Raw genomic sequence first — 21,541 nt, forward strand, 5'->3', positions numbered from 1 at the left:
TTGCTACAGGTCGGGCTGGGTACCTGTGATCCATGAGGGTGCTTGGCATCGCCGAAGACCGGTTCGCGGTGGAGATCAGGGCGGGTTCGCAGGTCAGGAGCATCATGGTGACGGTGCCCGACTCGCTGCTCGATGACCTGGTGATCGCTGGTGTTGATCGCGAGGCTGTGGTGGTCGAGGCGGTGAAGTATTTGATCGAGGGCGGTGGCGAGTTACCCGCCGAGGTCGATCTGGTGGCGGTGGAGCACGAGGATCCGGCGTTTGTGGAGGAGTTGAGGTTGAGGATGGGGGCTCGGCCGGTGCCGCCTGAGATCTAGGCCGCTGTGCCCGCTTCGACCTCTGTGTGCGTGGTTCGATCATGCTGTGAAGGTCACCCTCGCGGCGTTAGACGCGCGAGGGTCTCCCTTGACGCGTTGAACGTCAATGCCAGGAATTTGGGGTTCGGAGTTTGATCGAGACTGTGGATGGGCGCGGGCGGTTGACCTGTGCTGATGTGTGGCTGGCGCGGGTGGGACTGGCCGCGCGGGCGAGGAGTGGGCATGACGTGACGTTCAGGGTGCGAAGGCCGAGTTTGGTGCGTTGAACGCCGCCAAGGTGACCTTCACGGCATCCTATCCCGTGCTAGGTGGGGCTGGTGTGGCACGTGTGACTGACGAGGCGATTTCCTGTCCTTAGTGGACCTTGAGGTGCTCGGCAGCGGTCAGCCCGCGGACTTGGTCGAGTTCCTGGCATTGGCGGTAGACGCCGTGAAGGTAAGAAGACCTTCACGGCACATGATCGAGGGAATGGAGCTGGTCCTGAGCGCGTGGCTGGCCGAGGCCATCTCCATCACCCTTCTCCTGCTGGTGTTGGCTTGTGCGGTGGTGCGGCCGTGGGGGTGGCCGGAAGCACTGGTCGCCGTCCCCGCAGCCGCCCTCACCATCGCGATAGGGGCTATCTCCCTGCCAGCGGCCGTCGACGAAACCGAACGCCTGGCCTCAGTCGTCGGGTTTCTAGCCGCAGTCCTGGTCCTGGCACAACTCTGCGCTGACGAAGGACTCTTTCAAGCCTGCGGTGCCTGGCTGGCCCGGGCCGCGGCCGCACGCCCGAAAAGGCTTCTCAAAGGAGTCTTCCTCCTAGCCTCTCTCATCACAGCAGTTCTCAGAGGGCATCTGATCTTAGTTAGGCAAGAATGTCTGCTTTGGGTGGATCGTTTCGCCAGGTTTGGGTGGATTCCCCGGTCAGGGTGCGGCTCATTATGTTAGTCATCGCCCAGTGGACCATCGTGCGCGACCGCTGGGGCAGGGCTTCGTAGTCGCGCGCGAGTCGGCGGTGTTGCATCAGCCAGCCCAGACTGCGCTCCACTACCCACCGCCGGGGCAACACGTGGAATCCCTTGGCAGAAGGGCGTTTGACGACCTCAACCCGGATACCCCGCTGGGCTCCATGACGGATGACTGTGTTGTTGTAGCCACCGTCCACCCATGCCGCCGACACGGTCGGATGCGCAGCGGCGAGATGATCGAGAACCTGTTGCCCGCCAGCGGAATCCTGCACCGACGCCGCGGTCACGATTACCGCCAGCAGCAGGCCGAGCACATCGGTGGCGATGTGCCGTTTGCGGCCCTTGATCTTCTTGCCCGCGTCGATACCCTGACTGGATTCGCTGACATTGCAGGAGGTTTTCACGCTCTGCGAGTCGATGATCGCCGCCGTCGGGGCAGCAGCGCGGCCTTTCGCGACGCGGACTTGGTCACGCAACAGGTCATGCAGCGTTTCCGTTGTGCCATCGGCTTCCCACTTGGCGTAGTAGTCATAAACCGTCTTGCAGGGCGGGAAGTCGTGCGGCAGATACTCCCAGGCGATCCCGGTCCGGCACACGTACAGGATCGCGTTCACGATCTCCCGCAAGTCATGCACGCGCATCACGGTTCCCGGCCCACGCCGGGCAGCACGCCACGCCGTCAGCGTTGGCTCGATCAACGCCCAGCGAGCATCGGACAAGTCGCTGCGGTACGCACGCCGGGACCCCACAAGTTGATCAAGGTATCAGCCGTCACCCGACACAGACATATCGCCCCAACCAAGATCAGATGCCCTCTCAGCCTCGACGCGACGGTTGTCCTGCTGACCCCAGTGGTGTTCGCGACCGCAGCCCGAGCGGGAGTCCGCCCCAAACCCCAGGTGTACGCCTGCACCCACCTCTCCAACACCGCCTCACTCCTACTTCCGGTCTCCAACCTCACCAACCTCTTGGCTTTCGCGGCCAGTGGCCTCAGCTTCACCCGCTTCGCTGGGCTCATGGTGTTGCCATGGCTGGTGGCCATCGCGGTCGAATACCTCGTCTTCCGGAGGTTCTTCGCGGCCGACCTGGAGGCGGGCACGACAGCCCCGCAGAACCCGAACCCACCGAAAATGCCGGTATTCGCCCTGGTCACGGTAGCTCTGACGCTCGTGGGCTTCGTGGTCACGTCGGCCATCGGAATCGACCCGGCCTTCGCCGCCGCGGCCGGAGCCCTAGTCCTCGCCATCAAAACCCGGGCCACCCCGAAAACCATAGTGCGGGCGGCAGCACTGCCGTTTCTGGCGTTCGTGCTTGCCTTGGGGATCGTGGTCCGGGCAGTCGTCGACCACGGCCTCGGGGACTGGCTCGGCCAATTGATCCCCGACGGCACCGGCCTGCTAGCCCTGCTGGCCATCGCGGCCCTGGCCGCCGTCTTGGCGAACGTGATCAACAACCTGCCCGCGGTACTCGTGCTCCTGCCGTTGACAGTCGCGGCCGGGCCAGGAGCCGTGCTCGCAGTCTTGCTCGGCGTGAACATCGGGCCCAACCTCACCTATGCCGGGTCGCTCGCAACCCTGCTCTGGCGGCGGATCGTGCATCAGCACGACCATGATGTCGACCTTGGTGAGTTCACCCGCCTTGGCCTGTTGACTGTTCCGTTGAGCCTGATCTTGTCCGTAGTGGCACTGTGGGGGTCGTTGCACCTGATCGGAGGCTAGGCGATGGCTGTTGTCGTCTGGATTGTCGAAGGAACCTGGCCCGCATGTGTCGACGCCGCCCGCGCGTACGACGACATCACCTTGCTGCACGTGAGCGGCACTGATGTACCAGGCGCGGCGCATGGGGCCTTTGCTGGTTTGTTCGGACGTCAGCCGCCGGAACGTGACCCTGGCACGGCGATGGAGAGCCTCGCCACCACCACGGCCACGGAACTCATGGACGCAGCCGCCGAGCGGCTTGGTAGATCGTGTACCAGGGTTGAACGGACCGGGCGGACCGAACACGAAGTTGTCGCTGCCGCCGAGAATGCCGACCTGTTGGTGCTGGCTAGGGATGGCGACCACGTGGGGCCGCGAAGCCTCGGCCCAGCAAGCCGGTTCGTTGTCGACCACGCGCCCTGCGCGGTGCTGCTTGTCTGGCCATAGTCCACTATGTACATCGTGGATTGCCGACTAATGGCGGAGGGCACGCGCCCGCGGGATCGTTAGAGTCGGCTTGTGGCAACGAGTCTGCGTGACAAGGTCGAGGATGTTCTGGTTGCATGGAACGCCCATGAGATCTCCGTGGGGGCGCCGCCGGTCATCGACTACGACTGCCGTCACAGCAAAGGCGAGGTCGGCAAGCTGAACGGCCGCGTCCATGCGTATCAAGAGTTGTTACGCCTGAAGGCCGAAGCCACCGATGCCCTTGCCGACAGGATCGACTGCCATCTCGCCTATCTTGGTGCTCTGCTTGGCGAACGGATGTCGTTGAATGAGTTCGTCAGACGTACTCAGGGCGTCGAAGTCGCTGCCTGGAGCGGCGAATATGTTACGTGGCGCGGCGAGCAGGCCCGCAAGGCCATGGCGGACTTAGGAATTCCATGGGGCGCGCGGACAAGGCGCGATCTGCTTGACTCCGAAGAAAACCTGACGGCCAGCGAAGTCCCGGAAGCCTTACGCGCCGCGGCGGCCAAGTTCGAGCCGTTGGTCCGAAAGGTAACCGGGACCACAGCGCCGTACAACCTCACCATCGAGACCGCGGACGCTGACGCATATTGGTCCTACTGGCTGGATGGTGAAGGCCAGAACGCCCGGCTGCGCTTGAACATGCGCAACGCCCGGTTCACGGATGTGCAAGCGCGCCAGTTTTCACTACACGAAATCCTGGGGCACGCCTTGCAAAGCGCGAGTTACTCCGCGCGGTGCTGCGTCGAAGATGTGCCGTGGGTGCGGATTCTGTCCGTTCACGCGAACCATCAGGTGTTGCTGGAAGGTCTGGCGCAGGCACTTCCGTTGTTCGTCGCGCCGGATGATGAGGCGCTCATCGCGCACCTCCGGTTGGACTACTACCTTCAGCTGGTCAGTGCCGAGCTGCATCTGGCGATCAACGATGGCGCGAGCGTCTCCGATTGTCTGGACCACGCCAAGCTCCGCGCGCCTTTCCTGCCTGAGGAGACCGTCGGGCGGATGCTCAGCGACCGCAGCACGGACGTCCTCTTGCGGTCGTATCAATGGGCTTATCCAGCGGGAGCGGACTGGTTCATCAAGCTCGCCGAGACCGCCGACAGCCAGACCATCTCGGATGTTTTGCATGCAGCGTACCGCAGTCCGTTGACACCGCAGGACCTCGGGCGTTACGCAGCGGCAATGGAGTGATGTGTGTACGTGCGGTCCGCGAGGTGGGCCGCGACTATGCGGTCGATCATCACGCGCCGGCTGCGCGTGCCAATGCGGACGGCAAGTCCGTTAGCGCCAGGGATGACGCGCCGCAGTGTTTCCCCGACCGAATTCACGGCGGCTGCCGCGATCACGGCTGCCTGGAAGGGTTTACTGCGAGGCGCGCCGAGCTGGTCACCGTTGTGCCCGCCGAGCACCAGCCGGGTGTACGACGTCTGGAAGCGGACCAGAGCGTGGCTGCTCACCCGGAAGACCAGTCCGTCGCGACGCATCCATGGCCCAAGGATCGTTTCGGCTGAGCCGTTGAACAGCGCCTGTGCCAGTCGGCGGGAATCGTTGTCCGGGAAGAACTCCGTGGCCGCCTCCAGCCAGAACAGCCGCCAGTTGTCGACTTCGTCCGATGGCAACAGCCGGGGATCGACCCCGAGCAGCCAGCCGACGTAACGCCAAAGGTGGTACACCGAATGCCGTTCACGCTTGGTGAACCGCAGGCCGATTGCCTGGGATCCGACCAGGAGCCCCAGCGAGAACAGCATCAAGGTGCCGACCGTCTGCACCTGGTTCACGGGGTGATCCCACGTGCTGTAGTCCCAGTCGCGCCGGCGGTTCATCGCGGCACGGACATGCGCGTGCATCACCCGGACCCGCAAAGTGTTGTGGAAGCCGGTGGCGGAGCGTGCCAAGCCGCCTTCGTCCGTGACGTCGACCCACCATTTTGCCGTCTCGGCCAGCCGCCGAGGTGCCATCTGGTCCAGATTTCCCGTACCGACAAGGGTTTTGTCCGCGCGGGATGCCAAGTAACCGCCTGCGAGGGATAGGAACGGCAGCACCAGCAGCATTCCCCACAGCCCGGTTCGCCGGACGACCTTGCTGCCCAACGTCAGCAGATCGCGGTCGAGCCAGTACGGCACCTCCTCGACCGAGGCGAAGAACGCGCGCAACGGCTCCGGCGTGGTCGCGGAGACGCCGTGCTGAATCGCGTGCTCGAAGAGCTCACGGCCGTCCTCGGTCTGACGCATCCACGCGACCAGGGCGTCGGTCAGTGGATCGCCCTGTGTGGCGAACTGGCGGAACTGGTCGAGCTGCTGCTGGGTCGCCGGCGCGTCGCCGGGTGCCAGCAGACGCAGTCCCGCGCCGATTGGGAACCCGCTGAGCTGCGGCGGATGCGGCAGGCGCTGGTCGTCGACGCTCATCGAACCTCCCAATGTGGTGAACCGGTACACCAGAATTACTGGTGAAAGTGTTCACCAGATATCATCGATGGTCAAGTCGGAAAGGTGGTGTGATGGCGCGGGGCTACGGCGGCGTCTCAGCTGAGCAGCGCAGGAGCGAGCGGCGAACGGCTTTGCTGGAAGCCGCGATGGATGTGCTGCCCGACGGGCTCACTGTCCGGGGCGTCTGCGGTCATGCCAAGCTCAATGACCGCTACTTCTACGAGCACTTCCGCGACTGTGCGGAGCTTCTCAAGGCGTTGGCTGAACGAGAGGGTGCGGGAGCGGTCGCTGTGGTGATGGATGTCGCCGCGACGCCGGTACCGGACATGCGGGCCCAGGTCAGACGTATGGTCGAAGCCGCGATCGGGTTCGTCTGTGACGATCCGCGCCGGGGGCGGGTATGGCTGGCGGTGCAGGTCACCGAATCGCTGTATCCGATGCGGTACCAGATGATCCGGCGGCTGGCCGACATCATGGCGGCACACGCGTACGAGCGGCTCGGCGAGCGTGCGCCCGCCGAGCCGGATACCACCATGGCGGCGTTTACGCTGGTCAGTGGCGGGTTCGACCTGTTCTGCTCGTGGCTTCGCGGCGATCTGGACGTCAGCCGCGCGCGACTCACCGACTTCCTCGTCGCCATGATCCTGGCGACCGCCGACCTCACCGACGCGCTGACCGGGTCTGATTAGGCTGGAAGCGTGGTGGCGAATCTGCGGGCCGATGCGGCACGCAACCGTGAGCGGTTGCTCGAGGTTGCGCGGGCCGAGGTCGCCGAGGGCAATGTTTCTTTTCAGCTCAACGAGATCGCGCGGAAAGCGGGCGTCGGCGTCGGCACGGTCTACCGGCATTTCCCGACCCCACATGCGCTGCTCGAAGCCGTCGTCGGGCAGGAGTTGGCGACGATGGTGCAGATCGCCGCGGAGGCGGCGGCGGCCGAGGACATCCGTGAGGGGACGGAGTTCCTCCTGCGCCGCACCCTTGATCTGCAAACGTGCACAGCGGGCGGCTTGGCCGCGGTGATGGCGGCGATCGAGGACGCGGACGAACAGACCACACATGCCAAAGCCGAGCTGCAGCGCCTCGCTGATCTGTTGCTTGAGCGGGCGCGGGCAGAGGGCGTGATCCGGCCGGAGATCACCGGCGAGGATGTCCGCAACCTGATGATCGGCCTGCAGTACGCCGTCCGGCAAGACCCCGGTAGGGCCGATGTCTACCTGTCTGTGCTGCTCAGAGGTCTAAACGGATAGATCATCCGGTTCTGTTACCCTGGCGGATACGCTATCCGTTTAGGGGGCTTCATGGACGGCAAAATCGTCGTGGTGACCGGCGCGAGTGCCGGTATCGGTGCGGCAGGGGCTCGGAAACTGGCTGCTTTGGGCGCGAACGTGGCCGTCGTCGGCCGCTCGAAGGAGAAGACCACCAAGATCGCCAAAGAGATCGGCGGCACCCCGTACTTCGCCGACTTCGCCAAGCTCGACGACGTCCGCAGGGTCGCTGACCAACTGGATTACCCACACATCGACATCCTCGCGAACAACGCGGGGTTGATGAGCGAGAGCAGGGTGCTCACGCCGGATGGCATGGAGATCACGTTCCAGGTCAACCATGTGGCGCCGTTCCTGCTCACGCACCTGCTGACAGACCGGCTCGTGGCCGCGCCCGCGGCACGCGTGATCACCACAGCCAGCGCGGCGCATGGCTGGGCCCGCCTGGACCTCGACGACCTCGCATTCGAGAGCCGCAAGTTCACCACCCAGCGCGCGTACGGCAGCAGTAAGCTCGCCAACATCCTGTTCACGCAAGAACTTGCGCGCCGTCTCGCCGACACGAACGTGACCGCGAGCTCGTTCCACCCAGGTCCGGTCGGCTCAGAGTTCTTCCGTGACAGCAGAATGTACAAGCTGGTGCTGCACTCGCCGATCGGCAAACTCGCGCTGACGCCCGAGCAAGGCGCACAACCGTTGGTGCACTTGGCGACGGTCGCGGACGCGGAGTCGGTCAACGGCAAGTACTTCAGCCGGATGAAACCGCGTAAGCCCAAGGGAACCAGCCCTGAGCTGGCCGCCCGGCTGTGGCGGAAAACCGAGCAGCTACTGGGGATTGGCGACCAGGCGAACCGCTAGCGCGCCGAAGATCGCCGCGGAGGCCCGGTCCATCCAGCGCCGGATGGCCGGGCGCCGCACCAAGAACTCGGACAACGCGCCAGAGGTGAAGCCAACCGTCGCGTCCACCATCAGTCCGACGCAGATCAGGATCGCGCCGAGGACAAGGAACTGCACCCACGCCGGCCAACCGTCCTGGTGGATGAACTGCGGGAAGAACGCGAGGTAGAACAGGATCACCTTCGGGTTCGACAGGTTCGTCAGCACGGCCATCGCGTACATCTTGCGCAAGGAGCGTTGCGGTACAGGAGTTTCAGCCGCTTCAGCCGCTTTACGCGACGCGCGCAGTGTCGCGATGGCCAAGTACACCAGGAACACCGCGCCGAGGATCCGCATGATGTCCAAGGCAACGGGCGCGGCGGCCAGCAAGGCGCCGAGACCGGCGGCGGCAGCCACCGTATGGATCGCGATGCCGGTGGACATGCCCAGTGCGGCGATCACCCCGGCCTTACGGCCCCTGGCGATCCCGTTGGCGATGATGAACATCATGTCGGGGCCCGGTGCGAGGCTGATCAGGGCCGATGCGACGGTGAACGCCAGCAGGACAGACAACTCCATGCTGGCATCCCAGCATCCTCATCTTGTGCTCTGCAAACTCTTTACCCGTGGCTGTTGTGGCGGTGTGTCCTGCGGCACCATCCGGGTCACGCCATGCAGACCATATTCCAGCGGTCCACGCCGGAATCCGATCAGCCACACCGTGGCGAACAGGGCGGAGACCGCGATGAACAACACCAGCACGGTCATCGACACGGTCGGAATTCCTTCTGCTGTCAGGAAAGCGATCGCGAACAGATGTGCCGTGTAGAGCGTCAGCGACATCGTGCCGACCGCCATGATCGGCCGGACGAGCGTGGGTATCCATTCGGCTACGTACAACGAGAACGACAGTACGAACATCGCGACACCGAGCGCGCCGACGATCTCGAACGTCGTGTTGCTGTGCGGCGAGGCTTCCAGTAGCCATTCGAACGAAAGTGGTTGCGGCGCAAAACGGCTGCCGAATTGCCGGATGGCGATCGCTGAACCGCCGTAGCCAGCGATGGCCATCACCGGCCCAAGGGTCAGCAGTGTCATCCGCAGTTTGGCTGAGGTGAGGTCGAGCCTGCCGAGCGCGATTCCGGCGAGGACGTAAGGCATCCATGTCACGGCCGGGTAGTAGCCGGTGAGCAGGAACTGCAGCACCCCTTGGCCGCTGATCTGTTCGAGCGGATCGCCTGCCCATGTCGTCCATGTCTGTTTGGACAAAATGGCGACAAAGGGCCCAATGAGCGCAAGCGCGCCCGCGATACCGAACAGCCAGGACGCGCGCAGTCGCAGGAATGGCATCGCCAGAACGAAAAACGTGCCGTAGTACGCGAGGATCACCGCGATGTTGGTGCCGAGCAATGTCAGATATGTGCCGAGAGCTATCAGGATGACCGCTCTGATCGCGATCTTGAAATAGTCACGGCTGGTGACGTTCGGCTGTTGCCGCCCGGTGATCAAAGCGAGCGAAAGCCCGGCGAGTGTGGCGAAGAGCACGGACGAGCGGCCGTGCGTCGCCTGCATCACATCGCCAAGCAGACCGGACGTTCGGGCGGGGTCCGGTCCGACGTGCACGGCGAACATTCCGAACACCGCGAGACCGCGTGCCAGGTCGATCCCGGCGATCCGTTTGTTCACGCGTTCCAGGCTGACCGACGAACCTGAAAGTTAGCTGGGTGTCACGCTGTCGATCCCGACAGGGTTTGCTTCGCCCGGCGCAGGTGGTCACGTTCCGGTGCGTTCGCGGCACGCTCGATCGCCTGCTCGTAGGCCACTTCGGCCTCAGCGATACGACCGAGCCGGGTGAGCAGATTCGCCCGTATCGCGTGGAAGAGGTGGAACTTGTCCAGTTCGAGTTCGTCCACCAAGGACAGCGCGGCCGCCGGACCGTCCACTTCGGCCACTGCGACGGCCCGGTTCAACGCGACGACCGGAGTCGGCGTGAACGTCAGAAGATGGTCGTACAGCTGGACGATCTGCGTCCAGTCGGTCGGCTCCTCGCTGTGCACGGCATTGATCGCGGCCTGGATCTGGTACGGCCCAGGTTCGTTGCGCCGCAGGCATTCCCGTACGATCTCCCGGCCTTCGGCAAGAAGGTTCTCGTCCCACAACGCCCGGTTCTGGTCGGCGAGAAGGACAAGGTCGCCGTCCGGTGTCGTCCGCGCGGTCCGGCGTGCCTCGATGAACAGCATCAGGGCGAGCAGTCCGCGGACTTCGGGCTCATCTGGCATCAGTTCGCCAAGCACGCGGCCGAGCCGGATGGCTTCGGCGCACAGGTCCTCGCGGACGAGCTGCTCGCCTGAACTGGCCGTGTAGCCCTCGTTGAAGATCAGGTAGACGACCGCGAGCACGGATTTCAGCCGCTCAGGCAGGTTCGCTTCGGACGGTACGCGGTAGGGGATGCCTGCGTCCCGGATCTTGCCCTTGGCCCTGACCAGGCGTTGCGCCATGGTCGCCTCGGGCACGAGGAACGCGTGCGCGATTTCCGGCGTGGTCAGGCCGCCGAGCAGGCGAAGTGTCAACGCGACCTGGGCGGGTTTGGCCAGGGATGGGTGGCAGCAGGTGAAGATCAGCCGTAGCCGGTCGTCTTGAACTGGGCCTTCGTCGAGCGGTTCGTCCTGCGCGTGCAGCAAGGCGGCCTGGGCGTGCTTGTCTTCGCGATAGGACTCACGGCGGAGACGGTCGATTGCCCGGTTGCGGGCCGTGGTGATGATCCATCCGGCCGGGCTGGGTGGCGTGCCCGCGTCCGGCCAGCGCTTGACGGCCTCGGCGAACGCCTCCTGGACCGCTTCCTCGGCGATGTCGATGTCACCGAAAACCCTGACGAGCACCGCGACCGCGCGCCCGTACTCCTCGGCGAAGACCCGCTCGATCTCGGTCACGTGACCAAGTTAGCGCGGCGCGTTCAGGATCCCGTCGAGCATGCCCGGGTACAGCGCGTCGAGGTCGTCGCGACGCAGCCTGGAGATCCGGCTGGTGCCTTCGGGACGCACGTTGATCACGCCAGCCTCGCGCAGCGTACGGACGTGGTGAGTGGTCGTCGACTTGCTGATTGTCAGGTCGAGCGAGCCGCACGCGACGCCTTCGTCGGGAGGGAGCGCGGCGAGTACGCGGACCATCTGCAGGCGCACCGGGTCGGCAAGCGCATGCAGCACCGCCTCGATGCGGATCTCGTCACGCGATGGGTGTGGCAGGTCGGTCATGACCTCAATGGTAATGGAAGTTCGACGAACATCGTAGTTCGATGGATGTCGTAGTACGGTGGTTATCGAACTAGAGCCCACTTGGGGAGAGTCATGTCGCCACGCACCTATCTGCTCGCCGCAGGTGCCTTCGCCGTCGGGACGAGCGGATACATCGTTTCTGGCGTGCTACCTGCGGTCAGCCGGGATCTGAACGTTTCGTCCGCGACGGCGGGGCAGCTCGTGACTGCCTTCGCCATCGCCTACGCGATCGCCTCGCCGCTGATGGCCGCAGCCATGGGACGCTGGGAGCGGCGACGTCTCCTGGTGGTCGCGCTGTTGATCAGCACCCTCGGCAACGCCCTGGCCGCGATCGCGCCCACCTACGAGCTCCTGCTCGCATCTCGCGTGGTCAGCGCGCTGGGCGCGGCCGTGTACACACCGGCTGCCACGGCGGTCGCGACGATGTTGAACCCGCCGGACCACCGTGGCCGGGAGGTCGCGATCGTGTTCGGGGGACTGACGTTCGCTCTGATTCTCGGGGTTCCCGCAGGCAGCCTGATCGGGGCGAGCCTGGGGTACAAGGGCGTCTTCGCACTGGTGGCGGCGGCTTCTTTGCTCGGCGCAGTGGCCGTGCGGCTGGGGATTCCGGCTGTTGCCGCGCCGCCCGCGGTTCGTTTGCGGGACCGGTTCACCATCGCGGCTGACCGTCGGGTGCAGTACGTGCTCGGGATGACCGTGTTCGGGTGCTTGGCTGCGTTCAGCGTGTTCACGTTCATCGCGCCGATCCTTGGCGAGATCGCGGGCGTGCACGGCACGACGATCAGCATCTTGCTGCTGATCTACGGCGTCGGTGGCGCGATCGGGAACAACGTTGGTGGCCGGGTGACCGACAAGTTCGGCAGCCAGAAGCCGTTGTTCGCGATCTTCGTGGTGTTCATCGGAGTGCTTGCGACGCTGCCGTTCACCGCGACTTCGACTGTGGCCGCGGGAATCGTGTTGTTCGTGTGGGGTCTGTTCACGTGGTCGGTCAACCCGCCGATCCAGAACTGGCTGATCGAGCTCTCGCCCGCGAACAGCAGCTTGTTGTTGTCGCTCAACGGATCTGCGATCTACTTGGGTGTCGGGTTGTCCGGCATCTTCGGCGGAGTCGTGATCAACTCGGCTGGGCTGACCGCCTTGCCGCCGATCGCCGCGATCGTCGCCGCCGTGGCGCTGGTGTTCCTGCTGCTGGCCAGTCGTCCGTCCAAATCGGAACGGACGAAGGCGCCGGAGTTCGCGCTGGCCGACTGACTGGCTCCCTTTTCAAGGACCACCTGGTGGCTGGCACGCTGCCAGACTGGCGGGATGGGAGCACCTTCGGTCGGGTTCATCGGGTTGGGCGTCATGGGCACCCCCATGGCGCGCAACCTTGTCAAGGCAGGGTCACCGCTGCTCGTCTGGAGCCGCACACCTGGCAAAGACCTGCCGGGAGCGGAGTTCGCGCCCGATGCGGCGACGCTCTTCAAGCGGTCGGACGTGATCATCCTCATGCTGGCCAACGCTTCGGCTATCGACGCGGTCCTCACCCGGGGCACGCCAGACTTCGCCGACAAGGTTGCCGGACGGATCATCGTCCATATGGGTACGACGGAAACGTCTTATTCCCAAGGGCTTGAGGCTGACATTCGGGCAGCCGGTGGCAGGTATGTCGAGGCGCCGGTTTCGGGATCCCGTGTCCCAGCTGAGAATGGCGAGCTTGTCGCGATGGTTGCGGGTGACCCTGAGGCCGTTGATGTTGTGCGGCAGGTGATCGCGCCCATGTGCCGGGACACTGTGGTCTGTGGGGCGGTGCCCAATGGGCTTCGGATGAAGTTGTCGGTGAACGTGTTCCTGATCGCGACGGTGACTGGGCTGGCGGAGTCCTTCCAGTTCGCCAAGCGGCTTGGGCTCGACCTTGACACGTTCGTCGAAGTGTTGGCCGGTGGGCAGATGTCCAGCCCGATCATGCGGGTCAAAGGGCCAAAGCTGGTGGCTGAGGACTATTCGGTGCAGGCGGCCATCGACGACGTGTGGATGAACACGCGGCTGATCACCGAGGCTGCCAAGGCATCGGGCATTCCCGCGCCGCTGATGGACGTCTGCGAGGAGTTGTTCAGCGAGACATCGGCGCTCGGCTACGCGGACGCCGACATGGCCGCGGTGGTCAAGGCAATCGAGGCGAGATCAGTCGTCGGGGTGGTTGAGCAGCCTTAGATCCGGCGGCACCAATGTCGTGCTTGTCAACAACTCCCGAATCAAATTGTGGTTCAACGAGTTGCCGACCGGCTCGTCCATCTCCTCACGGGTCAAGCCAGCCACACCATCCTTCGACAGCCGGGCACGCACCTTCACCACCAAATGCTCGACCTTCTTCGACGTCCAGTTCGCGTTGGGCTGCAGGTGCGCCAACTGATTCGCGGCCTGCGTCCACGACAACGGCTGCGGCCGAGCCTCATGCAACAGGTATCGCTGGCCCAAAACCACCAGGGCAAGACGTTCGGTCGGCTCAAGGCGCCACGTCTTCGGCGGGTGCGTCGGGTCGAGGTGCCTGGACGCCGGAGTCTGCACGTCCGAGCCGGTCACGTACAGCTCAAGCAGGTGCTCGCGGCCGCCCGATCCGCCGACGAACACCGGTGTGTAGCCCTCGATCAGCGGGATTGGCTCTTCGTTCGTGAACAACAACCGCGAGTTCGGCAGGCGGATCGGGAGCCTGCCCGTATTGCTCACCCACCACTGGTTGTGCTGATGCGTCAGCTGCCCGTGCTGCCTGCTCACCCGGCGGTCGTCCTCGCCGATGCACACGTGCACCTCTGGGCGGTTACGGCCAAACAGGATTGTGCGGCCTTCCCGGGGACCGAACACGATGCCACCGGCGATCGCCAGCGCATAGATCGTGCCGGGGGTCGCGGGCGGGACACCCAAGGCGAGGCTGCTGTGCCCAGGTGCGAGCGTTTCGGTCATGGGTTTGCTCCTTCCAATGACCACAGCTAACCCCTTCCTCGCGGGAGCCCTCCCGAATGCTCAACCAGGCAGTTTGGCCGCGAGCGGTTCGGAGATGTCGTTGACGAGCCGGCACAGCCTGCCGTCCGAAGTTTGCTGGCCGAACACGACCACCAGCAATGCCTCGATGGCTGGACGCGCGTCATCGTTGGTGTACGCGCGGTGCTGGATGTACGACACACACGAGTTGTCGCCATAGCCGTTTTCCTCGACGGCGGCAGGGCGGCCCGCGAAGGTCGTTTGTTTGCCGTCCCTGGCGTTGAGCGGGTCGCGCTGGTCGAAGATGATCATCAGCGTGCTGTTGCTTGTCGTGCTGCGCCAGCGGCATTCCCAGTCGCCGAACGCGGGCTCCGGATTGTTCGCGTCGATGCCGGGAAACAAGGCCAGGATGTCGGCGTTCGGCATGGCGCACGCGTCGACGTTGATCAACGAGTCCGGTGCGGGTGGCAGCATCCGGCGCGGAACGGTGCCCCGAAGCCTGCTCAACGCGGTGCTCACAGCCGACTCAGCGGCCGCGCAGAGATCGACGGGGAACCGGGTCCGGTTGAACTTCGCGGTGATCGAGATGGCGTGACGCTTGTCCGGCATCACCAACGTGCGCATGCACTGGGAGTTGTTGTACGTCGGGTGCCGCACCACTTGAACCAAGCCGACCTGAGAGGTCTGGCCCGGCGGGACCTCGCCGGTCTTGGGCACGAGCTCGAACGTCAGCCGGACGTCGACCTCGCCGGCGCCTTCACGCGGCCGGATGAGCACGTCACAGCGGTTGAAGTTGCCGTAATCCGGATCAAGGTCGGTATTTCCGAAGCGCTTCAGCTCGGCCGAGTCGAGCAAGGAACACGGGTCAGCGGTCCGCGGATCCCCGATGCTAGGACCGGCGGAGGCGGCGGCACTCCCGGACTCGGCCGGAAGACTCAGCACGACCCACGTGGCCACGAGCACGAGCAGGATCGCCGCCCGCGCGAGAATCGGCGGCCGATGGCGGATACCGGTGGCCGCGTTCTGAAGCATCTGTTTCGCCTCGGCGGCGGTTGGACGTTTCCGCGGATCAGGCCGCAACAATGCCGACAACACCGGCCGCAGCGGACTGTGCGATTCGGCGATATCGCCACGAGCCGCACGCCAGACCAAAACCTGTGGATTCGGCGCTTTGCCAACGGGAGAAACGCCTTCGACGGCCGCGAACAATGTGGCACCGAGCGAGAAAATGTCGGACGCACTCGTCGCGTCCTCACCCCTGGCGACCTCGGGTGCGAGATATCCGGGCGTGCCATCAAGTCCGCCGGTACGACTGAGCGTGACATCGTTATGGACACTGCGGGAAACCCCGAAATCACTGAGCTTCGGCCTACCGTCATGCGTCATCAACACATTGCTCGGCTTGACATCCCGATGCAGCACGCCGGCCGCGTGAATGGTGTCCAATGCGTCGGCCAACTGCACGCCGATCCGCGCGACTTGGGCGGCTGGCAATACGCCCTGCTTGGCCAAGGTGTTGGCGGGCAGGTATTCCATCACCAGCCACACTTCGTCGTCCGACGTGACGACGTCGTACACAGTCACCACGTTCGGGTGATTCACGCGGGCAGCCGCTTTGGCTTCGCGTTTCAGCAGCTTCGCGTGCTCACCAAACAGCGGAAGCGCCCGTTTGACCGCGACAACGCGGCCGAGCTCTTCGTCGGTTGCCCGCCAGACCATGCCCATTCCACCGGAACCGAGCTGCTCTTCCAGCCGATAACGACCGGCGATCAACCGACGAGAGCGCACGCGTCAACCATAGGCCACACGGCCTAACACACATCCGCTGTATCAGGAGGCTTCGTCCAGCCTCCTATTTACGTGACACTCGTTGACCAGCAGTGCCGCGATACCTGGGCTTTTGCGCACTCGCGCGAGGCAGCGCTGTCTGGTCGGCCCGATCGCCCCAATTGGCATGCCGAGCCGGACACTGATCTCGGCATACGGAATCGGTGGATCAGCGAACAACAACGACAACAACTGCTGGTCCCGACCGGACAGTCCGTCAATCGCTTCACGCAGCGCGTCGCGCCGCTCGTCCACCAGCAACCGGCTGTCCGGCCCGGGCGCGAGGATGTCTGCCATCTCCTCGGTCTCCCGAGCCACCTGCCGAGTCCGATCGCGCAGCAGCTGCAAGCATTCCCGCCGCGTGGTCGTCACGATCCATCCCGGCAAGGCTTCCGGATCGCGAATCGCCGTCACGTTCGCCACCAGACGAAGCCACACCGTCCCAGCCACGTCGTCGGCGTCGACGCCCATGATGCCGAAATTTCGGCAAATCGCGGACACCAACGGCCGATATCGCCGGACAAGCGTCGTCCACGCCGACGCCTGTCCTCGCGACGCCCCAGCCACCAAAGCCGTCAGAACCATCGTGTCCCCCTGCTCGGCACTTTCCCCGTCGGCTTCACGATTTCGCCACGCCCTGCTCGCGGACCTTGCAGCAACCTTGCGGACCGACAAGCATCGAGAAACATGGAGTTTCGGCTGTTCGGGGAGGTACAGCTGAGGGCGGGAGACTGGCTCGCCGACGTGGGAACGCCGCGCCAGCAAGCCGTGCTCGCCGCCCTGCTTGTCGACGTGGGCAAACCCGTCCCGATCGAGACCCTGATCGACCGCGTCTGGGACGCCGACCCGCCGGTCGAGGCCCGCAACGTGCTCTACTCGCACCTCAGCCGAATCCGGCGGTTGCTCAAAGGAACGGCCACTCTGGAGCGCAGACCTGCTGGCTACGTCCTTGACGTGCCGCCAGACGCGGTGGACATGCACCGGTTCTGGCAGCTGGTCGAGCAGAGTAAGGAACTGCGTGACGCCGACAAGGCCGCGATGCTCACGGACGCGTTGGCGCTGTGGCAGGGCACGCCCCTTGCGGGCATCCCCGGCGAATGGGTCGAGCAGGTCAGGGATCGCTGGTCACGCCGACGCCTCGACGCGATCGTCCAATGGGGTGACACCGAGCTGAAACTCGGGCGCTCGGCCGACGTGATCGACGTTTTCCGGGATCTCGCGACCGAATACCCGCTGGCTGAGCAGTTCGAGCACGTCCTGATCCGGGCATTGCACACGGCAGGCCGGGACGCGGAAGCACTCGACCGGTACACCCTCATCCGGCAGCGGCTCGCCGACGAACTCGGCACGGATCCCGGACCGGAGTTGCAGGCCCTGCACAGCTCGCTGCTGCGCGGTGAACTGCCGAAACCGCTGAAGCCGACCGCGCTGGCACCCGCGCAATTGCCGCCTGACGTCTACGGATTCGCTGGCCGGGAAGAGCAACTAGGACAGTTGGGCAAGCTCGAACGGGCCCGGACCGTCGTGGTCGCGGGGACCGCGGGCGTTGGCAAGACGTCCCTTGTCGTGCACTGGGCGCACCAGGTCCGCGCCGATTTCCCTGATGGCCAGCTGTATTTGAACCTGCGCGGGTTCGATCCAACCGGGACACCGGTCACCCCAGCCGAGGCCGTACGTGGGTTTCTCGATGCCTTCTACGTGCCCCGCGAACGTGTCCCGACCGGATTCGAGGCTCAGGTTGGGTTGTATCGCAGCCTGCTGGCCGACCGGCGCGTGCTGATCGTGCTGGACAACGCACGCGATGCCGAGCAGGTTCGGCCGCTGCTGCCGGGTTCGTCGCAGTGCCTTGTGCTCGTGACCAGCCGGGATCAGCTTGCCGGGCTGGTGGCCGAAGGCGCGTATCCGATGCTGCTCGAACTGCTCGATGCCGCCGAAGCAAGAAGCCTGCTTGCCCAAAGGGTCGGCGCTGAGCGAGTCGAGGCCGAGTCCGCAGCGGTCGACGACATCATCCAGCTCTGCGCGCGCCTTCCGCTGGCGCTGGCAGTGGTTGCCGCACGGGCCGCGACGCACCCCAAGTTCAGCCTTGCCGCGTTGGCTGACGAACTGCGTGACGGCCTTGACGAGTTATCCGGCGCCGATCCAGCCACCGACCCCAGGGCCGTGTTTTCCTGGTCCTACCTGCAGTTGACCGAGACCAGCGCGCGGTTGTTCCGGTTGCTTGGCCTGCATCCCGGCCCTGACTTCAGTGTTCGTGCCGCGGCGAGCATGAGCGGGTTGCCGGTCGCGCAGGTTCGTTCACCGCTGGCGGAGCTGGCTGGTGCGCACCTGGTCGCTGAGGAAACCCCTGGGCGCTACGAGTTCCATGACCTGCTTCGGGCTTACGCCGCCGAACTCGCCCAAGCCGACAGCGACCGGCACGCGGCGAAGCGACGCATGCTTGGCTATTACGTCCACAGTGGAAATATCGCTGACGGCCTGCTCGATCCCTTCAGGGAAGAACCGCCCGAGTTTCCGAAGCTGCCTGCCGGTGTTGCCGTCGAGTCCATTATGGATAAGGCGCGGGCGTTGCGGTGGTTCAATACTGAGCACCGAGTGATGCTCGCGGCGATCAACCAGACCCAGGGCTTCGACGAGGAAGTCTGGTCGCTGGCGTGGACATTGCGCCGGTACTTCACGCGCAGAGGACTGCGGCACGAACAACTCAGTGCGCTGCTGCCCGCGCGTGAAGCGGCCAAGCGGCTGGGCGACCCGGCGAAAGAGGCCTACGCGCAATGCTTCATCGGATCGTCGCACATCCTTTTCGGACGGGTTGACGAGGGCGCGGAGCTGCTTCGACTGGCGCTCGACCTCTACCGCAAGGCCGGTGATCGGTTGGGCGAAGGTCTTGTGCTGCAATGCTTCTGCTGGATGCTGGAACGGGAGAACCGGCATGCGGAGGCGTTGAAGTACGCGCAACACTGCCTTGACGTGTTCCGAGGCGCTGGGCACAAGCCGGGGGAAGGTCGGGCGCTCAACGCCGTCGGATTCCTGTACGCACTGCTCGGTGCGCATGTGGACGCGCTCAACTATTGCCAGAAAGCCATTGACCTGCAACTGAAACTGGGCGACAGTGTGGGCGCGGCGCAGACGTGGGACAGCCTCGGTCTCGCGTACAGCCGTCTCGGCGATCACGAGCGTGCGATCGTGTGCCACCAGTCGTCGGTCGACGTCAACCATGAGCTGGGCAACCGGCATTCCGAAGCCATCGCGCTCACCTCGTTGGGGGATGCGTACGAGAACGCGGGCGACATCGAGTCGGCCCACGTCGCCTGGCAGCGTGCGGTCGAGAGGTTCGAGCAGATCGGGCTTCGGGAAGCTGACGAGGTCAGAGTCAAACTGGGATGAGACAACACACTTTAAGGGGAGAAATGGACGACGTCACCAGCGCGCGGGACTTCACCGAGATGCTGCCGAGAATCGACAAGTTCGCGAGTGGACTGTCCGCTGAGGATCGTGAGCTGTTCGACCGGATGCTCTGCGGGATGGCCGACGCCATCATGACTGGTTTCCGCGCGTACTCGTCGGAGTTCGGCGACGCCTTCGCGCAGGGCAGGACCCAGCTGACGGTCAGCTATGACGCCAATTCGCCTGGTATCACCGGTAAATACAGCTCGCGGTACATCAAGCCGCGGTACATCAAGCCGTAGTCATGCGAACGGTTCTCGTCTCGATGCCGTTCATGCACGCCGATCGCCCGTCCATCCAGTTGGGACTGTTGCGGGCGATCGCCGAGGCGAACGGTTTCCCGGTGCGTACGGTGCATGCCAACCTGGACTTCGCCGCACGTATCGGGATCGAGTACTACCAGCAGCTCGCGGACATGCGCGGCCGGATGATCGGCGACTGGCTGTTCTCTGTGGAGGCGTTCGGCGCGGCCGCGCCAGATCCGGACGCTTTGTTCGCTGAGGAGTTCGAAGCCGAACTGTCCTATTTGGCCGACTCAGGGCGTCGGCTGACGCACACGAGGGATCATGATGTGCCAGCGTTCCTCGACTCCTTGGTTGACGGGTTTCCTTGGCACGAAGCCGAAGTTGTCGGGTTCAGCTGTACGTTCCAGCAGAACACCGCGTCGTTCGCGCTGGCTCGCCGGTTGAAGGAACGGTATCCAGGCATTGTCACGATCTTCGGCGGCGCCAACTTCGACGGGGAGATGGGCCTTGAGCTGGTGCGGTCGGTCGACTGTATCGACTTCGCGGTGATCGGCGAAGGTGACACCGCGTTTCCCCGGCTGCTCAAGGCTTTGTCGGAGGGCACCGATCCGTTGGCGGTACCGGGAGTCGCGAGCCGCAATGGCGCGGCTGCGGCGCAACCGCCACTTGAAGCGCTCGACGACACGCCGGTTCCGGTGTACGACGAGTACTTCGAACGTGCCTCGGCAGTGGGTCTGCTGCCGGAGACCGTGTGGCTTCCGTTCGAATCCGCCCGTGGCTGTTGGTGGGGCGCCAAACACCATTGCACGTTCTGCGGTCTCAACGGCACGACCATGAAGTTCCGCGCCAAGTCCGCGGACCGTGTGCTCGCCGAACTGGCCGGACTGGCGAGGCGATACGGCGTGTTCCGGTTCGAGGCCGTCGACAACATCATGGAACCGCGCTACCTCAAGGAACTCTTTCCTGCTCTGCTTGAAAGCGACTACGAACTGTTCTACGAAGTCAAAGCCAACCTGAGTCGCGCGCAGCTCAAACTCCTCGTCTCGGCCGGCGTCACGCATCTGCAACCAGGCCTGGAATCCTTGAGCTCCAATGTTCTCCGGCTGATGGACAAAGGAGTCCGGGCCGCGCAGAACGTCAATCTCCTGCGCTGGGCGCGGTATTACGGCATCGATGTCGGCTGGAACATCCTGTGGGGCTTCCCCGGTGAAACCGAGGCGGACTACGCTGCGCAAGCAGCCGTCATCCCGCACCTGGTTCACCTGCAACCGCCCGGCAGCGCGGCACGGGTCTGGTTGGAGCGGTTCAGTCCGATGTACACCCGGTTCAAGATGCGGCACCGGGCGCCGGAACGCAGCTATCAGTACGTGTACCCGAAGACGGTCGACCTCGACAAGGTCGCGTACTTCTTCGAGTACGAAATGGACGACACCCTGCCCGCCGAGACTTACACCGACCTGGCTGGTGAAGTGGCTGCGTGGAACACCCTCTGGGAGTCGCCACAACGCCCCATCCTGACCTATTGGTCCTCACCGGGCTACCTGCGGATCTACGACGGCAGGCACGAAGGCCGCGAGGGCACGTACACGTTCCGCGACACGCTCGCCCGCATCTACCTGGCCTGTAGCGACCGTCCGACGACTGCGTCGGTTGTCCGGGACAAACTTGGCCTCGATGTGCCGGTCCGGGCGATCGAGGACGCGTTTGCCCAGTTCCAGGAGCGCGGACTGATGTTCCTTGACGAGTCACTGGCCCTTTCGCTCGCCCTTCCAGCGACGCGTGGGCGTTAATGTGTCGGA

The 21,541-nt window shown here is 64.6% G+C and carries 21 protein-coding genes; 12 read left to right on the plus strand and 9 right to left on the minus strand.

Annotated features, from left to right (window positions below; all coding sequences use genetic code 11):
- The first annotated feature begins 32 nt into the window (after nt 1-32).
- Nucleotides 33-317, plus strand: coding sequence for a hypothetical protein (locus LWC34_RS01530; RefSeq protein WP_233722594.1), 285 nt, complete (start codon nt 33-35; stop codon nt 315-317).
- 844 nt (nt 318-1,161) lie between these two features.
- Here LWC34_RS01530 and LWC34_RS01535 read toward each other — a convergent pair.
- A complete protein-coding gene (locus LWC34_RS01535; protein ID WP_233722595.1) occupies nt 1,162-2,013 on the minus strand; it encodes an IS5 family transposase in 852 nt (283 codons plus the stop codon).
- Here LWC34_RS01535 and LWC34_RS01540 point away from each other — a divergent pair.
- The 3 genes from LWC34_RS01540 (at nt 1,894) to LWC34_RS01550 (ending at nt 4,620) form a co-directional block, all read left to right on the plus strand.
- Nucleotides 1,894-2,982: an SLC13 family permease gene (locus LWC34_RS01540; protein ID WP_308199948.1), complete on the plus strand. Its 1,089-nt coding sequence runs from the start codon at nt 1,894-1,896 to the stop codon at nt 2,980-2,982. The genes LWC34_RS01535 and LWC34_RS01540 overlap by 120 nt on opposite strands.
- A gap of 3 nt (nt 2,983-2,985) precedes the next feature.
- Nucleotides 2,986-3,408 carry a universal stress protein gene (locus LWC34_RS01545; protein ID WP_233722596.1) on the plus strand — a complete coding sequence of 141 codons (423 nt, stop codon included), beginning with the start codon at nt 2,986-2,988 and terminating at the stop codon, nt 3,406-3,408.
- Between the two features lie 72 nt (nt 3,409-3,480).
- Nucleotides 3,481-4,620, plus strand: coding sequence for a peptidase MATCAP family protein (locus tag LWC34_RS01550; RefSeq protein WP_233722597.1), 1,140 nt, complete (start codon nt 3,481-3,483; stop codon nt 4,618-4,620).
- On the opposite strand, the gene LWC34_RS01555 is transcribed toward LWC34_RS01550, so the two are convergent.
- Complete coding sequence (locus LWC34_RS01555; RefSeq protein ID WP_233722598.1) at nt 4,599-5,834, minus strand: oxygenase MpaB family protein; 1,236 nt, start codon at nt 5,832-5,834, stop codon at nt 4,599-4,601. The genes LWC34_RS01550 and LWC34_RS01555 overlap by 22 nt on opposite strands.
- 92 nt (nt 5,835-5,926) lie before the next feature.
- Between LWC34_RS01555 and LWC34_RS01560 the strand changes: the two genes are divergently transcribed.
- The 3 genes from LWC34_RS01560 to LWC34_RS01570 are packed head-to-tail and all read left to right on the plus strand — an operon-like array spanning nt 5,927 to nt 7,978.
- Nucleotides 5,927-6,544, plus strand: coding sequence for a TetR/AcrR family transcriptional regulator (locus LWC34_RS01560; RefSeq protein WP_233722599.1), 618 nt, complete (start codon nt 5,927-5,929; stop codon nt 6,542-6,544).
- 9 nt (nt 6,545-6,553) lie between these two features.
- Nucleotides 6,554-7,102 carry a TetR/AcrR family transcriptional regulator gene (locus LWC34_RS01565; protein WP_233722600.1) on the plus strand — a complete coding sequence of 183 codons (549 nt, stop codon included), beginning with the start codon at nt 6,554-6,556 and terminating at the stop codon, nt 7,100-7,102.
- A 51-nt stretch (nt 7,103-7,153) separates the two neighbouring features.
- A complete protein-coding gene (locus LWC34_RS01570; protein WP_233722601.1) occupies nt 7,154-7,978 on the plus strand; it encodes an SDR family NAD(P)-dependent oxidoreductase in 825 nt (274 codons plus the stop codon).
- Here LWC34_RS01570 and LWC34_RS01575 read toward each other — a convergent pair.
- The 4 genes from LWC34_RS01575 to LWC34_RS01590 are packed head-to-tail and all read right to left on the minus strand — an operon-like array spanning nt 7,946 to nt 11,247.
- Nucleotides 7,946-8,575 (minus strand): LysE family translocator, encoded by a 630-nt coding sequence (locus LWC34_RS01575; protein WP_233722602.1) that lies wholly within the window; start codon nt 8,573-8,575, stop codon nt 7,946-7,948. The genes LWC34_RS01570 and LWC34_RS01575 overlap by 33 nt on opposite strands.
- Before the next feature lie 18 nt (nt 8,576-8,593).
- Nucleotides 8,594-9,682, minus strand: coding sequence for a heparan-alpha-glucosaminide N-acetyltransferase domain-containing protein (locus LWC34_RS01580; RefSeq protein ID WP_233722603.1), 1,089 nt, complete (start codon nt 9,680-9,682; stop codon nt 8,594-8,596).
- 41 nt (nt 9,683-9,723) lie between these two features.
- The gene (locus LWC34_RS01585; RefSeq protein WP_233722604.1) at nt 9,724-10,926 is read right to left on the minus strand and encodes an RNA polymerase sigma factor; all 1,203 of its coding nucleotides are present in this window, start codon (nt 10,924-10,926) and stop codon (nt 9,724-9,726) included.
- A 9-nt stretch (nt 10,927-10,935) separates the two neighbouring features.
- The gene (locus tag LWC34_RS01590) at nt 10,936-11,247 is read right to left on the minus strand and encodes an ArsR/SmtB family transcription factor (RefSeq protein ID WP_233722605.1); all 312 of its coding nucleotides are present in this window, start codon (nt 11,245-11,247) and stop codon (nt 10,936-10,938) included.
- A 93-nt stretch (nt 11,248-11,340) separates the two neighbouring features.
- Between LWC34_RS01590 and LWC34_RS01595 the strand changes: the two genes are divergently transcribed.
- Together LWC34_RS01595 and LWC34_RS01600 are read left to right on the plus strand one after the other, a co-directional pair.
- On the plus strand, nt 11,341-12,519 hold the full coding sequence (locus tag LWC34_RS01595) for an MFS transporter (protein ID WP_233722606.1): 1,179 nt from the start codon (nt 11,341-11,343) through the stop codon (nt 12,517-12,519).
- A 54-nt stretch (nt 12,520-12,573) separates the two neighbouring features.
- Nucleotides 12,574-13,461, plus strand: a complete 888-nt coding sequence (locus LWC34_RS01600; RefSeq protein WP_233722607.1) for an NAD(P)-dependent oxidoreductase — start codon at nt 12,574-12,576, stop codon at nt 13,459-13,461.
- Here LWC34_RS01600 and LWC34_RS01605 read toward each other — a convergent pair.
- The 3 genes from LWC34_RS01605 to LWC34_RS01615 are packed head-to-tail and all read right to left on the minus strand — an operon-like array spanning nt 13,432 to nt 16,638.
- A complete protein-coding gene (locus LWC34_RS01605) occupies nt 13,432-14,208 on the minus strand; it encodes an FHA domain-containing protein (protein ID WP_233722608.1) in 777 nt (258 codons plus the stop codon). The two genes, LWC34_RS01600 and LWC34_RS01605, sit on opposite strands and share 30 nt — an antisense overlap.
- Nucleotides 14,209-14,268: 60 nt before the next feature.
- Complete coding sequence (locus LWC34_RS01610; RefSeq protein WP_233722609.1) at nt 14,269-16,014, minus strand: serine/threonine-protein kinase; 1,746 nt, start codon at nt 16,012-16,014, stop codon at nt 14,269-14,271.
- Between the two features lie 42 nt (nt 16,015-16,056).
- Nucleotides 16,057-16,638, minus strand: coding sequence for an RNA polymerase sigma factor (locus tag LWC34_RS01615; protein WP_233722610.1), 582 nt, complete (start codon nt 16,636-16,638; stop codon nt 16,057-16,059).
- 102 nt (nt 16,639-16,740) lie between these two features.
- On the opposite strand from LWC34_RS01615, the gene LWC34_RS01620 reads away from it, so the two are divergent.
- From LWC34_RS01620 to LWC34_RS01630, 3 genes are read left to right on the plus strand one after another with little or no spacing between them, the layout of a single operon-like run.
- Nucleotides 16,741-19,437 (plus strand): AfsR/SARP family transcriptional regulator, encoded by a 2,697-nt coding sequence (locus LWC34_RS01620; RefSeq protein WP_233722611.1) that lies wholly within the window; start codon nt 16,741-16,743, stop codon nt 19,435-19,437.
- Nucleotides 19,438-19,460: 23 nt separating this feature from the next.
- On the plus strand, nt 19,461-19,739 hold the full coding sequence (locus LWC34_RS01625; RefSeq protein ID WP_233722612.1) for a hypothetical protein: 279 nt from the start codon (nt 19,461-19,463) through the stop codon (nt 19,737-19,739).
- A gap of 2 nt (nt 19,740-19,741) precedes the next feature.
- Nucleotides 19,742-21,532, plus strand: coding sequence for a RiPP maturation radical SAM C-methyltransferase (locus LWC34_RS01630; protein WP_233722613.1), 1,791 nt, complete (start codon nt 19,742-19,744; stop codon nt 21,530-21,532).
- The last annotated feature ends 9 nt before the right edge of the window (nt 21,533-21,541 follow it).

The organism is Kibdelosporangium philippinense (assembly GCF_021390435.2).
GTDB classification, from domain to species: Bacteria; Actinomycetota; Actinomycetes; order Mycobacteriales; family Pseudonocardiaceae; genus Kibdelosporangium; species Kibdelosporangium philippinense.

What these genes read in the sequence shown, in the direction of transcription:
- LWC34_RS01540 (WP_308199948.1), top strand. Translation starts at nt 1,894, where the DNA reads ATGCACGCGCATCACGGTTCCCGGCCCACGCCGGGCAGCACGCCACGC.
- LWC34_RS01620 (WP_233722611.1), top strand. Translation starts at nt 16,741, where the DNA reads ATGGAGTTTCGGCTGTTCGGGGAGGTACAGCTGAGGGCGGGAGACTGG.
- LWC34_RS01605 (WP_233722608.1), bottom strand. Translation starts at nt 14,208, where the DNA reads ATGACCGAAACGCTCGCACCTGGGCACAGCAGCCTCGCCTTGGGTGTC.
- LWC34_RS01570 (WP_233722601.1), top strand. Translation starts at nt 7,154, where the DNA reads ATGGACGGCAAAATCGTCGTGGTGACCGGCGCGAGTGCCGGTATCGGT.
- LWC34_RS01595 (WP_233722606.1), top strand. Translation starts at nt 11,341, where the DNA reads ATGTCGCCACGCACCTATCTGCTCGCCGCAGGTGCCTTCGCCGTCGGG.
- LWC34_RS01560 (WP_233722599.1), top strand. Translation starts at nt 5,927, where the DNA reads ATGGCGCGGGGCTACGGCGGCGTCTCAGCTGAGCAGCGCAGGAGCGAG.
- LWC34_RS01545 (WP_233722596.1), top strand. Translation starts at nt 2,986, where the DNA reads ATGGCTGTTGTCGTCTGGATTGTCGAAGGAACCTGGCCCGCATGTGTC.
- LWC34_RS01530 (WP_233722594.1), top strand. Translation starts at nt 33, where the DNA reads ATGAGGGTGCTTGGCATCGCCGAAGACCGGTTCGCGGTGGAGATCAGG.
- LWC34_RS01630 (WP_233722613.1), top strand. Translation starts at nt 19,742, where the DNA reads ATGCGAACGGTTCTCGTCTCGATGCCGTTCATGCACGCCGATCGCCCG.
- LWC34_RS01555 (WP_233722598.1), bottom strand. Translation starts at nt 5,834, where the DNA reads ATGAGCGTCGACGACCAGCGCCTGCCGCATCCGCCGCAGCTCAGCGGG.
- LWC34_RS01615 (WP_233722610.1), bottom strand. Translation starts at nt 16,638, where the DNA reads ATGGTTCTGACGGCTTTGGTGGCTGGGGCGTCGCGAGGACAGGCGTCG.
- LWC34_RS01600 (WP_233722607.1), top strand. Translation starts at nt 12,574, where the DNA reads ATGGGAGCACCTTCGGTCGGGTTCATCGGGTTGGGCGTCATGGGCACC.
- LWC34_RS01590 (WP_233722605.1), bottom strand. Translation starts at nt 11,247, where the DNA reads ATGACCGACCTGCCACACCCATCGCGTGACGAGATCCGCATCGAGGCG.
- LWC34_RS01575 (WP_233722602.1), bottom strand. Translation starts at nt 8,575, where the DNA reads ATGGAGTTGTCTGTCCTGCTGGCGTTCACCGTCGCATCGGCCCTGATC.
- LWC34_RS01625 (WP_233722612.1), top strand. Translation starts at nt 19,461, where the DNA reads ATGGACGACGTCACCAGCGCGCGGGACTTCACCGAGATGCTGCCGAGA.